Below are 13,100 nucleotides of genomic sequence, written 5' to 3' on the forward strand. Positions count from 1 at the left end.
TGAAAGATAAAAAATATGATGAATTTATGCCCTTGCTGCTCTAACCAGTTATTACGCCACATTCGCCATCAACAAATTTACTGGTTCTGTTCCTCCTGCAGATAGGAAATGCTGTTAAAGCTAGAGGTTTGAAAGTAAAGAGTTGCAGTTGAGGAGGCGACAAGCAAGCCCGTAGGTCTGTAAGTTAATCTTACAAAGATGTTTTTGATAGCAACGTTATAATAGTTGCAATCCCAATTGATTAAACACCTTATGCCTCTCACTGAACTTATGCCCCTTCTTAAGGAATTATCTAACTCTGATAAGCTTCTGCTACTACATTTCTTGGTAACTGAATTATTGAAGGAATCAGGTTTAACCTCATTGGACACTCAGGACAGAATAGCTAGTCAAGGCTTACACGATTCTTTTGAGGCTGCTGCTGTTTTAGCAAAGGCATTGGTAGAGGAAAAAGCAACGACACATGGTTGATAAAGTTAGATTTACATTCACCGAGGTAAATCCACAACTTGGTGCATTAAGTACGTTGCCCTATCTACCGCTAGTCCTAAGTTATCAAAACCAATCTCTCAATGTATCAGGCTTGCTAGATACCGTGAGAAGTAAAATACAGTAGAAGGCGATCGCTAATCAGTTTTAAAGCAAAAATCTGCCTTGTAGGCACAACTAGCAAATGGTGAATATAGATGAACAGAAGAATGAAAGCAGACCTCAGATGAAATATGCGGGCATATTTGTTAAGACCCAACATTTGATGATTTTATGGAAGGCAATCTCAGTTAGAGATTGTATTTGGTGAGCAGTGCTCACCCTACGTATCAATCAACCAATTGGACGGTTCCCCGGATTGACAGCATGAATATACTCGCTACCTGATGCTGGAAATCCTCGCTTATAAGAAGCGTCTTCTGGCTTACCCCATCCCAACTGTAAGATGATTTCCAAAAAGTTGGAATTTTGCCACTTGCACAGGCTTGCCCATTCTGTTCTTTGAGCAATTCGATCCACATCAGATATGACTATCTGTTGATATTCTTTGCTATTATTAAAACTCAAATACAGATCCAAGCCTAAAGTGACATCGTTCCAGAATTCCAGGATGGAATTCTTTGCAGCTTTTAACACCTTTATGTCACTGGGTAAAGCTATTAACTGTGCATCTACTTCTGGATAACGCAAGGTTTTCCCTTTGACAGTTATCTCACGCCAGACAATACCTGAAACCTGATGTTCCCTTTGGTAATCGTGGATGGCGGCTTTGAAATCCTCATACGCAGTAAACTTTTGCAGTCCATCAGTTCTAATAAACTGGTCTATGACAGGATTGCCAGAGACAGTGACTGCTAATTTCAGACGCTTTCCCTCAAGACAAGCTTGGCGTTCAGACCGCAGAATCTGGATGAGATCTTCCGTAGTGTAAACCTTTGACATCAGAACACACTCTACTAGTCGTTAGTCATTGGTCGCGATCGACAGTTTTCAACGTTCGGTTAGAGGCACTCGCCACTCACTCATTGGTGGTAAGCGATGCTGTTCGCTGTTCGCTGAATTTCTGCCATTACCTATTAGTTATTTACTGCTTTTTTCCCACCTCCTCAGTTCTCAATAATTATTTAAATATTGTTTTTATATACTATCCCTGAGAACTCATTTTATATAGTATCAAATATCACTAAAAGAGAGGGCGGACAAACTTTGCCCGCCCCAAAAGTTACTGAGTTGTTAGCTCGCTGTTCAGCTCGTTAAAAGAACGCCGCTTCAACTCCACAGATTCAGAACGAGGTAATAAATCAAACACTTTCCGCAATTGGTCGTCTATTTCCTCATAGGGGACTTGACCCTTCTTATTCAGAACGATTTGCCCAGAGCGATCGAATAGCACCACTTGGGGAACCGCTCCAGAATAGTAATAACCCGTCTCTGTAGGACTGTAAGTTTCTTTAATCGGCATGGCATCCACATTGACAGGGATAATTTCTGTTGCCCGACCATAAAATTCCTGTATGGTTGAAACTACAATGGCGTATTGTTTGCAGTCGCTGCTGTCATCCACATAGTAGACCAGCACGGCGGGTTTCTGCTCTGACAACGCTTGAGCGAGGTTTGTTTTTGGGGGGACTAGTGAGCCATTCCCAGCATAAACCACATAAATATTGCCATCGTATCTGTCATCCTTGAGACCTGCAAATGCTGACTGTGTATTAACCACTAACAAACAGGATAGCAGCAGGAATACTGACAAAAGACGCCGCCAGTCTGGAATAATATTGCTTAAAATTTGCCACTTTATGCCATTCATCAAAAGAAACCTTCTAACTTCTGTTTTTTCCCGAGTTTTTGCTGAAGGTAGCAAACTGGGGTGGAAATATAATGACACCTGCCACCAAGTTTTAGGATAACGCCTTTGGGGAATGAGAGGACAACGGAAACAAGGTGCAGCTTTCTTCCTTGTCTACCCCCTTTTCCTTGTCTCCCCACCTCGTCTTAAAGGCTGGTTTTTTTTACAAGGATTCGCTAAACTCACAAAATTAAATTTCAACTTTAAGGTTATAAACGATCAACTGCCGACAAACTAGGGTACTGATGTGGAAAACAAAATTAAACTTATAGATAGACTAAAACTGGGTCTGGCTGTGTCAGTCGCAAAAAGTGTCACTTTTCTGGTGCGATCGCTGCGATTGGGTGCGGCTAGCGTTTTACCGGGCTCAATAGCCCGTCGCATCGAACCCCGGTTACTACAATTATTGAGTCAGCAAGTCAAAAACGGGGTTATTCTGATTGCCGGTACAAATGGCAAAACCACGACATCACTGCTTTTACGCACAATATTGGAACGTAAAGGGTATCGCGTTGCTCACAACTCAACGGGAGCTAATTTAGAAAACGGTTTAATGACTGCGATGTTGGAAGATACCAACCTAGTAGGTAAATTAGACGTTGATTACGCCATCCTAGAAGTAGACGAGAATATTATACCGAAGGTCTTAAAACCGCTTCAGCCTAGGATTATTCTCTGCTTAAACTTATTCCGCGACCAACTCGACAGGTATGGAGAGGTAGACACAATTAGCAAGCGGTGGACAAAAGTAATTTCTACCTTACCTCCAGAAACAGTCGTCATACCCAACGCTGACGATCCAACATTATCCCTCCTCGGTCAGCAATTACCTCAGAAAGTGTTATTCTTTGGTTTGAATGAGCCAGAGCATTATCTAGAGGAAATTCCTCACGCTGTGGATTCTATCTTTTGTCCTAGCTGCGGTCACTCCCTCGACTACAAAGGTGTTTACTTGTCTCACTTAGGGGATTTTGAGTGTCCCAAATGTGGCTTTAAGAAAAGTCAGCCCAAACTCAATAGCAATGAATGGTCGCAGATTCTTGTTGGGTTGTACAACAAATACAACACACTAGCTGCGGCTACTGCTGCTATCGAATTAGGAGTAGATGAAGCGACTATCCGCGATACAGTCAATAACTTCCAAGCAGCCTTTGGTCGCGCTGAAGAATTGGAAATTGACGGAAAGCGGGTACGAATTCTACTGTCAAAAAATCCTGTAGGCACAAATGAAACAATTCGGGTTGTGACTCAAAGCAGCGACAAAACCACACTGCTCGTGTTGAACGATCGCACGCCTGATGGTACGGATGTATCTTGGATTTGGGATGTAGATACAGAGAAATTTATAGAACGAGGAGGTACTTTAGTCGTAAGTGGAGACCGTGTCTATGATATGGCACTTCGCCTGCGCTACAGCGAAAAGACCCCTCACAGTCATTTCAAATTAATTGTAGAAGAAGATTTGCGGCAAGCAATAGCTACGGCGCTGCAACACACTCCAGATAATGAAACATTACACATCCTGCCTACCTACTCTGCCATGCTCGAAGTTCGAGAAGTCCTGACTGGAAGAAAAATACTTTAAGGAATTGAAATTATGAGTAATCAACAGTATGAATTAACAATTGGTTGGCTGTATCCAAAGCTAATGAGCACCTATGGCGATCGCGGTAATGTTATCTGTATAGAACGCCGTTGTCAGTGGCGGGGGTACAGCGTCAAAGTATTACCATTAGACCAAAATGCCAGCGCATCTGATATCAGTTCAGTCGATGTAATTGTCGGTGGTGGAGCACAAGACCGCCAACAAGAAATTGTCATGCGCGATTTGCAAGGTGAAAAAGCAGAAGCAATGCGGGAGAAAATTGATAACGGGACTCCCGGAGTGTTTACCTGTGGTTCGCCCCAGTTATTGGGGCATTACTATGAACCTGGGTTTGGACAGCGGATTGAAGGCTTGGGCATATTAGACATGGTGTCCGTGCATCCTGGGGAAAACGTCCGTCGCTGTATCGGTAATTTGGCGATCGAAGTCACAGCAACTCGTCTGGCGAGTGATTTGGAAGAAATGATGGGTAGCAAGCCCTATCTGATTGGTTTTGAAAATCACGGTGGTCGCACCAAGCTAGGAAAGGTGGAAGCACTGGGACGGGTTGTTTGTGGTTTGGGTAATAATGGTGAGGATGGGACAGAGGGAGCATTTTATCAGAACGCGATCGCAACCTATTCCCACGGTCCCCTGTTACCGAAAAACCCCTTTGTCGCTGACTGGCTGATTCAAACAGCCCTGCGGCTCAAATATCAACAACCCATTACACTCTCACCTCTGGATGATACTTTGGCGATGCAAGCAAGGGACGCAATGTTCAAGCGGTTGAAAGTTAGCTGAAGGATGAATGATGAAGTATGAAGTATAAAGTAAACCCTATCAATAAATGGAGGTGCTAGTGCTTTGGCTTTCTTCCCCCGCTTAAAACAGTGTCCTGAACTTTTATTTTATCAACCTATGTTTCATCCTTTATCCTTCATCCTTCATCCTTTTAAATTTACCCAACCATCAACCTATGTTTCATCCTTTATCCTTCATCCTTCATCCTTAATCTCATCCTTTATTTGGTCATCTACAAGCCAAAATTATGGATTTTAACTTAGATAAGGCAATCAAAATTGCCAATCAATTAGTCTATTTTAAGTTGAAGAGAAACTTAACAGACGTTGAGATTTTAATTCTTAAGGGAGCATGGAACAGACAAGAGTATGATGAAATAGCAGCTCAACATCAATACGCTACAAGTTATCTGAGTCAAGACATTGCCCCAAAACTTTGGAAAATCCTAACGGAGTCCTTAGGTGAAAAGGTCAGAAAAAGTAATTTTAAAGAAGCTTTAAAAAGAGCTTGGATACAACAATATGTATCTGTAAATGATTCAGATAGGACTATAAAAAATCTGAATTTTTCTCAAAGTATTTCCTCAAATATACCAGCAACAGACTTTCCTTTAGTAAAAGATGAGAATGAAATTCAACTAACAGACCTTCAGAAAAACGAAGAAACTCTGGCATTTGATATTTATGTAGAGCGCCCTCCTATTGAAGTTGTGTGTTATGAAACACTTTTGCAACCAGGTTCTCTTATTAGGATAAAAAGTCCGAGTTTAATGGGAAAGACATATCTCGTTACTAGAGTACTGACTCAGGTTGCACAACAAAAGAATTATCGCACTGTTTGTTTGAGCTTTAAGCTAGCGGAACGCAATATACATTTCGTTAATCTCAATAAATTTTTGCGTTGGTTTTGTACTAACCTGAGTCGAGAGCTAGGATTGCCTAATGAGTTGGATGAATACTGGGATGAGGAAGGCATAGGTTCTAAAGTCAGCTGCACGACCTACTTTGAAGAATATTTGCTAGCTCAAGCAGATAGTCCTCTGGTTTTATGCTTGGATGACGTGGATTTACTCTTTCCCTATCCCCAAATTCATGAGGACTTTTTTGGACTATTGCGTTCGTGGTATGAGAAGGCAAGAAGCCGTAAGATTTGGAAAAAGCTACGATTAATCATTGTCCACTCCACAGATGTTTATATTCGACTGAATATTAATCAATCTCCATTTAACGTAGGATTACCAATTGAATTATCAGAATTTACCAGTACGCAAGCTCAAGACTTTGCCGTGCAGCATGGATTAGAAATAGACGCAGATAGGGTTGAACAACTCATGAAAATTGTGGGAGGGCATCCTTATCTGTTAGAGTTGGCTTTCGTTCACCTCAAAAGTCATCCTGACATAACCCTTGACCAACTTTTGATAGAGGCGAATACAGAAGCGGGAATTTACAATCACCATTTGCGAGAATACTGGTTAAATTTGCAAGAGCGTTCTGAACTAGCTGAGGCTTTCAAAAAGGTGGTTATTTCCACAAGCCCCGTACAATTAGAACCCATACTAGCTTATCAGTTACATAGTATGGGTTTAGTGAAATTGTCTGGCAATACAGTAGAGCCTCGGTGCCATTTATATCGTCAATATTTTCAGATGCGCTTGGGCAATATTATCTGAACAAGAACCAATATCAAGTATAAACTTACCTGAAAACTTTACTCTTTGACTTTTGTTTTGCTTTGCCCTCGAAACGAGAATTCAAAGCTAAAGCACCAAGAGCGAACACGCTGCCAACTAGAGTAGAACGTTCGGGAATCTTGTAAGTGGTTACTATTTTCCCCGCTAAAACATCATCTATATAACTGGCATAATATGACACGCGGGTATCAAAGCTAAACTCTCCGAAACTACTATTGACTTCGCTGTCGATATCAGAGGATATGCCAAAAGAACTACTCGAAAGACCAAAGGATGTAACACCAGCAATTAACCCATTTATGAATATTGGACCACCAGAATCACCTCGAGCGGTATTAACCTCGTTTAGCCCCAAACCTAGATTAGGAAAGCCGAAATAACCAAAGGCATCATTAACTGTCAATCCGTTATCAAAGTCGTAAGCTAAGACGTTATCAGGAGCTACTTCAGAAATGATGTCTGGGGTGGTTTGCTGAGCCTTTTCTAAAAGATTACTTAAAAAATCTTCGTAGATATTTTGACCATAAAGTTTAGTTCCTGGAAAGTTTCCAGGAATGGCTTCGCCAGTGTTACCATTACCAGTGTTCCCATATCCAACTAGTGTGGTAACTTGACCAATTTCATCTGTGTTGCGGTAAATATCATATCTATCTGCTTCTAATGGAGCTGCCTTAGCAAGTTTAACAATTGCAATATCGGCATCAAAAGCTTTGCCGTTCCAATCAGGATGAATATAAAATTCAGAGGCGAATATCTGAGAAAGTGTAGGTGATTCAAAAGTTACTATCGCATTGTTGGTAACAAAGTTTTCTGATATTACACCCTCTAAATCTTTAGTGGCTTGAGTAAAACAATGGGCTGCGGTAAGAATGTGCAAGCCTGTAGGTAATAGTGAACCCGTGCAAGCATTTATCCTATCTTCAGGTAAATCAACACGCTGAATTCCTAATTGAACAACGCCATCATAACCAGTACCAGGCTGAACTATATAATCATCGGGCTCTCCTGTAACAACAATGGCTTCTGCGCGATCGCTAATTTCAACGGTAGTAAACACGCTTACCGCAGATATCAAAACAGACACACTAGTAGACGCAAGGTGAAGAAAGTTCACCTTTTGCAAAACAGATATCGTCATAGTGCTAATTTTCTTTGCAGTTGTCTTGATATTCATTCGAGAGATTTCCTTCATTTTGGACTTGCTTTAAAATCGATTGCTTGCAACTCGTACAATTTAGAAGCCTTAATTTCTTGTTGAAAATTTTGGTTTTAGAATTCGTTTCTATTCATTTTCAGACATTTTTTCTTACAGTCATTTTCAGGTTATTAGACCACAGTCGTAGGGCGCGGCGACCTTGCGCCCTTACATATTGTGTTGTTCATGTAGGTAAAAACTGCTGTAAAGTCGTCTTTAGAAAATTATCATTCTAGAAACCATATATGGCTTTTCCAAGTCACGATTCATGGTTTAAATTTACAAAATTAGGAAGGCTTAAGAAAATTTTCATCGATCCTGTTTAATATCAATGAAAATTGTTACTTCTATTGTGCTCTAATCCAAAAATTAATAGTTGAGTTAAAATCAGGAATTCAAAAAATAAATCGACCTCAAAAATTATAAAAATTTCAGCTAAATTCAGGATAAATAAGCTGTTACTCCTTTCCCGCTATAAGATGAGTTATTTAAATGAACCGCGAAGACGCGAAGGGCACGAAGAAAGAGGAAAAGAAGATCGGTAATCTTATACCAAGAAGGGAGTAATGACTAAAAGCCCAACACCGAACAAAAGCATAAGCTAAACCATGTGCGGAGATTATGTCAGTATCTCTATAACAGAATGTTGGGAGATAAATTAGATTGGTGGGAAAATAATCGTTGCCTAGTCGATAGCTGCTCAATCATCTCTTGTCCCCGACCAGACAACAGAGTTAATCCTAACTACAAGACTCATCAAGACTTATTACCCTTGCTTAAAGAAGATTTAATTCTAGTTGAGTGGTCTGGAGAATTGCTAGACCTTAGTAGTGTTTACTCTCAAGTTTTACAGGATACTGTTAAACGAGTCCATCTAGCTTTTGCTCGTTATATTAAAGGTGATAAAAATGGTAAGCGGAGTGGCAAACCTCGGTTCAAGTCAGAATCTTGTTTCAAATCTTTTACTTACACTCAAGTTCTAGATGGGTGGATTAAAGGTACTTCACGTTTGGCAATTTTGTGAGCGCGACCAAAAACTATCAGGTGTAACGACCACAGGATTTACCACCAGTACCACATCCCCACGATCGTCTACGATCCAGCCTTGCGCTTCAACAATTTCCTGTTGTTGATTGTTCTTGATTTTGGATTCATGATTTCTGTTTGGGGGAGCTAAAAACACGGTTTGTTGTTCATTGTCAGACCTCGATTCATGTAATATTCGCCAATCTTCCCAACCTGCATCAGCTTGCAGGGCTTGCTGTGGAGAATTGGGTAAACCGCCGCGACCAGTGATAATAAATTCATTCTCTTCAGAAGCGGCACACAGATTTTGTTCCATCAGTTGCGAAACATCAATAATATTTTGTGGTAATTCCACTAATTCTTGTGTGGGGTTAGTCTCAAGTACGTTGAGTTCGATTGTGCCACTCAACTGTGGAGAAGCCCCAGTCGCAGTAATGTCACTTTGGAGAGTGCGTAAATTTCTTGGCTGTGTGCCGAAAACGCCTTGAGCATTGATTTGCACTCTTCCGCCACGGAAATCATCAGAGTTGGCAGTGATATCGCTATTTTGAAATGCTGCTAAGACGCCTGTATTAATGTTGATATTGCCACCGATGACATTTTCGCCCCTAGCATCAGTAGCAATTCTACTGTTACCAAGCAAGACTAAATCTTGTGAGCGTAGATTGATAGTTGCCTGCTGATTGGAGTCAGCATTGGTGGTATTGGTGTTGGCGGAGAGGATACCAAAGTTTTCTAAACGGATAGAGCGAGCATTCACCTCAAGGTTGCCTGCATTTCCTTTTCCCAGACCTTGAACAGCTACTACTGCTCGATCCCGAATTACCAATTTACCAGTGTTAATCGTGATGTCTCCGGCTGCTCCTGTTGAATCTAGGAAAGCTGAAGAAAATAAGCCAGTGCTAAATCCCTCATCACCAGTGATACCAATCAACTCCACTCTACCTGGAGCATTTACCGCCAAAGAACCTCCTTTACCTGCACCAAAAGTGCCAGCACCTACTTCTGCTCCACCTTGAACTAGCAATTCAGTGGTATTAATTGTTAGGTTTCCTCCTGCCCCTGTTGCATTTTGACCAACACCACTAAACAAGACACTAGCACTACCATCAGCTCTTGTGGCATCCAATTGCACCCTTTTGGAAGCATTTACCACTAAATTACCACTGTTCCCTGCACCTTGAGTGTCACTACGAATCTGCGACCCACCTTGAACTAGCAATTCACTGGTATTAATCGTCAGGTCTCCCGCCCTTCCTGTTGCACTTGATGTGGATATAGTAAATAAGCCATTACTGGCATTTTGATTGTTGGCACCATTAGCAGAAGGAATATCAATCAGTTGCACTTTCTCGGAAGCATTTACTGTTAAATTGCCGCCGTTCCCTGCACCAAAAGTGCTGGCGCTGACCTGCGATCCATCCTGAACTAACAATTCACTGGTGTTAATCGTTAGGTTTCCTCCTGCCCCTGTTGCATTTGAACTAACACCACTAAACAAGCTACTAAGACTACCATTAGCTCTTGTGCTAATCAGTTGCACCCTTTTGGAAGCATTGACTACTAAATCGCCGCCGTTCCCTGCACTATCAGTGCCAGTACGAATTTGTGCTCCACCTTGAACTAGCAATTCACCAGTGTTAATCACTAGGTTTCCCGCCGCTCCTGTTGCATTTAGCAGAGGTGTTGTGGACAAGACCGTAGGAAGCGTTAGACCATTAGCTCTTGTATCAATTAGTTGCACAGAGTTGGTCGCATTTACCGTCAAAGAACCTCCCTTGCCTGAACCAAGAGTGGCAGCACCCACTTGCGCTTCATCCTGAATTAGCAAATCACTAGTGTTAATTATCAGGTCTCCCCCTGTCCCAGTTGCGCCCAGTTCAGAAATATTATACAAGCCGCTTGAAAAATCGGCTCTTGTGCCAAATAGTTGCACTTTCTCGGAAGCATTCACCGTCAAATTTCTGCCCTTCTCAGCACCACTAGTGCTAACAACAACTCGTGCCCCATCCGTAACTTGAAGTACACTAGTATTAATTTTCACCTCTCCACCAGTTCCTGTAGCTCCTAAGTAGACACCAGATACTAAAACACTGGGAATTTGACTATCAGAGGAAGAGACACCAATTAACTCCACTGACTCTAAAGCATTGACAACTACTGCTCCTCCTGGTTTTGACCCCAAAGTACTCGCCTCTACGCGGGAACCACCGTTGACGGTAATATGCCTACCCATCAGTTGCACATCGCCGCCACCTTCCCCACTCGCATCCACTGTTGCTTGCTGGGACAGTTGAAGGTTTCCAAAATTTTGCACACTATCATACCCCAAGGAAAATCCTTTGTCAATTGGAGTCAGGCTCACTAAACTTTCTTGAGCAACGCTACCCAATTCTATCCGTCCCCCTGCTGTTTTCAGCGTTGCCCCTTCTAAGCTGATATCACCACCAACTATAGCTAATGTTTGATTTGGTTGGACTCGCAACCCAACTGTGGTGTCTATCAGTTCGGATGTTGTCCTCAAACCCTGACCATTGCCTTGTACTTGAATTGTTAGGGGATTTTTGCCAAATTGCAAGCCAATTGGAACAGCGATCGTCAATAGAGGTGTCTCAGAGAATGTGTTTGCACTAAATTCAAACCCGTCTGCAAATCTGACACCGCCGGCTGTGGTAGCAAAAAATGAGCCACCTATGTTCAAGGTGGCATTTGGACCAAATATAATTCCATTGGGATTTATTAAAAACAGGTTGGCATTGCCATTGGCGCGAATTAAACCATCTATGTTGGAGATTGAGCCACCTGTTACCCGACTAATAATGTTTTGAATGTCCGTGGCGTTGTTGAAGTACGCTGTCGCTCCTGTGGGAACAGAGAATTCTTGAAAACTATGGAATAAGTTGCTTCCTCTGGAGGTTCCACCTGTAATAACACTGGTGTTCTCTTCTAAATTGACTGTGGAATTATTGGGTAGAGTGCTGTCGGGAGCGATTTGGGCTATCCCGCGGTCTGTAGTGCTAGTAAATATCCCTAGTGCGATCGCAAAATTCAGCAACACCAAGTACAAGTACTGTGCTTGCCTACTGCCGATGATTTTAGACATGACATACTCCCAACAAGCCTTGGACTTGCGAGCGTTTGACAAGGCGGCTCCCAGAGGGAGCATCACTCCTAGATCGGTGATTTCTGTGTTCACCACAGTTTATAATACAAAGAGTTAATTGGTGGAGATAAGAAATTCCTCTTCCCTACTCCCCACTTCCTACTCCCTCTTTTCAAGATATAACAATATTGGAATTTGTCAGGGCGAGTCCGGGTGAAAGGGTGGCTAGTTGAATTTGAGCACTTGGACCTATGCCATCTATATCAAAGAAGAAACCACCTGTCATATTGTTATAGATAAAGCGATCGCTTCCATCTCCTGCGCCCGCACCAATGTAGAATTGATCGGGGCTAATTATAGCGTTTGGAGTGAGTCCGGCGCTGGCAAAAGCGTTGTTAGCAACATTGTTGCCAATCGAGACTACTGCATTTCCAGAAACTGATAACTGTTGAGTGTTAATAACTGGTTGTTGAATCTCAATTTTATCCTCAGCTACATTAAAATCAAGGATTTGGTCGATCCCCTCGTTTGGGTTAGAGAATCCAAAGCGATCGGCACCTAAACCACCGACTAGAATGTCATTACCCCCGCCGCCAAGTAACAAATCATCACCATCACCTCCCTCAAGGCGATCGGCACTAGAGCCACCAAAGATGATATCTTGTCCAGCACCACCAATTAAAGTCGCGCTCGTGTCTTCACCGAAGACAGTATCATTCCCATCGCCTCCTTCAATGCGAATAGTAGCAACATCACCAAATAGGGTATCATTTCCAGCATCACCAGTCAAAACGGTATCATCAGCATCAGCAAATAGAGAATCATTACCAGCAGTACCTGTCAAAGTCGTGCCGTTGGGATTACCAAAAATAGCATTACCGTTTGGGCCTATGTTTGCTGGATTTGGGCCTATGTTTGCTGGATTTGGACCTATGTTTGCTGGATTTAGACCTATGTTTGCAAGAGTTGAGTTTATATTTGCAAAAATTGAGTCTATATTTGCGGAAATGTTGTTTACAACCATTGGTTCTTACTCCTTGTTTGGCTATTTACAAACTTTCAAAGTTTTTTCTTTTAATTTCTACAAAGAGAAAATTCTTGTTGCTTTCTATTAAAAGTGTGTTAAATAATCTCGTGTAACAGTTGAGTTAAAATCAGGAATACAAAATTTATTTAAATTCAGGTTAATTCAGGTTAATTCAGGAGAAAGAAGTAAGTCGTCATAAGCAGAATGAACTAGTACAGAAAGGCTGAAGTATGAAGGATAAAGGATGAAATTAAAAGGCTTACACTATAAGCTATGGAGCGATTTACAATAGTCGCCTTATTTACGCCGACTTGTACTAGTCAGGTGGT

At 41.8% G+C, this 13,100-nt stretch carries 9 protein-coding genes and 1 pseudogene; 5 read left to right on the forward strand and 5 right to left on the reverse strand.

Annotated elements, in window-relative coordinates:
* The first annotated feature begins 252 nt into the window (after positions 1–252).
* Positions 253–471, forward strand: coding sequence for a hypothetical protein (locus ACYRY3_RS33265; RefSeq protein ID WP_460205935.1), 219 nt, complete (start codon positions 253–255; stop codon positions 469–471).
* Between the two features lie 351 nt (positions 472–822).
* Here ACYRY3_RS33265 and ACYRY3_RS33270 read toward each other — a convergent pair whose 3' ends face one another.
* Together ACYRY3_RS33270 and ACYRY3_RS33275 are read right to left on the reverse strand one after the other, a co-directional pair.
* Positions 823–1,431, reverse strand: a complete 609-nt coding sequence (locus tag ACYRY3_RS33270) for a hypothetical protein (RefSeq protein ID WP_460205936.1) — start codon at positions 1,429–1,431, stop codon at positions 823–825.
* A gap of 280 nt (positions 1,432–1,711) precedes the next feature.
* Positions 1,712–2,299 (reverse strand): thylakoid membrane photosystem I accumulation factor, encoded by a 588-nt coding sequence (locus tag ACYRY3_RS33275; protein WP_460205937.1) that lies wholly within the window; start codon positions 2,297–2,299, stop codon positions 1,712–1,714.
* A 286-nt stretch (positions 2,300–2,585) separates the two neighbouring features.
* Here ACYRY3_RS33275 and ACYRY3_RS33280 point away from each other — a divergent pair, with 286 nt between their 5' ends.
* From ACYRY3_RS33280 to ACYRY3_RS33290, 3 genes are all read left to right on the forward strand, one after another.
* A complete protein-coding gene (locus tag ACYRY3_RS33280) occupies positions 2,586–3,923 on the forward strand; it encodes a MurT ligase domain-containing protein (protein ID WP_460205938.1) in 1,338 nt (445 codons plus the stop codon).
* 12 nt (positions 3,924–3,935) lie between these two features.
* Positions 3,936–4,727, forward strand: coding sequence for a type 1 glutamine amidotransferase (locus ACYRY3_RS33285; protein WP_460205939.1), 792 nt, complete (start codon positions 3,936–3,938; stop codon positions 4,725–4,727).
* 247 nt (positions 4,728–4,974) lie between these two features.
* A complete protein-coding gene (locus tag ACYRY3_RS33290) occupies positions 4,975–6,399 on the forward strand; it encodes an AAA-like domain-containing protein (RefSeq protein ID WP_460205940.1) in 1,425 nt (474 codons plus the stop codon).
* Between the two features lie 25 nt (positions 6,400–6,424).
* Here ACYRY3_RS33290 and ACYRY3_RS33295 read toward each other — a convergent pair whose 3' ends face one another.
* Complete coding sequence (locus ACYRY3_RS33295) at positions 6,425–7,558, reverse strand: trypsin-like serine protease (RefSeq protein WP_460205941.1); 1,134 nt, start codon at positions 7,556–7,558, stop codon at positions 6,425–6,427.
* Between the two features lie 643 nt (positions 7,559–8,201).
* On the opposite strand from ACYRY3_RS33295, the pseudogene ACYRY3_RS33300 reads away from it, so the two are divergent.
* Positions 8,202–8,639, forward strand: a pseudogene (locus tag ACYRY3_RS33300) (RNA-guided endonuclease TnpB family protein); the annotation flags it as partial.
* Here ACYRY3_RS33300 and ACYRY3_RS33305 read toward each other — a convergent pair.
* Positions 8,619–11,840: a two-partner secretion domain-containing protein gene (locus tag ACYRY3_RS33305; RefSeq protein WP_460205942.1), complete on the reverse strand. Its 3,222-nt coding sequence runs from the start codon at positions 11,838–11,840 to the stop codon at positions 8,619–8,621. The pseudogene ACYRY3_RS33300 and the gene ACYRY3_RS33305 sit on opposite strands and share 21 nt — an antisense overlap.
* Positions 11,841–11,916: 76 nt before the next feature.
* Complete coding sequence (locus ACYRY3_RS33310) at positions 11,917–12,768, reverse strand: calcium-binding protein (protein ID WP_460205943.1); 852 nt, start codon at positions 12,766–12,768, stop codon at positions 11,917–11,919.
* Positions 12,769–13,100: the final 332 nt, after the last annotated feature.

This window comes from Scytonema sp. NUACC21 (assembly GCF_054684315.1).

Bases quoted from the DNA above. Each gene is read 5' to 3' on its own strand.
- ACYRY3_RS33265 (WP_460205935.1), top strand. From the start codon at position 253: ATGCCTCTCACTGAACTTATGCCCCTTCTTAAGGAATTATCTAACTCT.
- ACYRY3_RS33270 (WP_460205936.1), bottom strand. From the start codon at position 1,431: ATGTCAAAGGTTTACACTACGGAAGATCTCATCCAGATTCTGCGGTCT.
- ACYRY3_RS33275 (WP_460205937.1), bottom strand. From the start codon at position 2,299: ATGAATGGCATAAAGTGGCAAATTTTAAGCAATATTATTCCAGACTGG.
- ACYRY3_RS33285 (WP_460205939.1), top strand. From the start codon at position 3,936: ATGAGTAATCAACAGTATGAATTAACAATTGGTTGGCTGTATCCAAAG.
- ACYRY3_RS33290 (WP_460205940.1), top strand. From the start codon at position 4,975: ATGGATTTTAACTTAGATAAGGCAATCAAAATTGCCAATCAATTAGTC.
- ACYRY3_RS33295 (WP_460205941.1), bottom strand. From the start codon at position 7,558: ATGACGATATCTGTTTTGCAAAAGGTGAACTTTCTTCACCTTGCGTCT.
- ACYRY3_RS33310 (WP_460205943.1), bottom strand. From the start codon at position 12,768: ATGGTTGTAAACAACATTTCCGCAAATATAGACTCAATTTTTGCAAAT.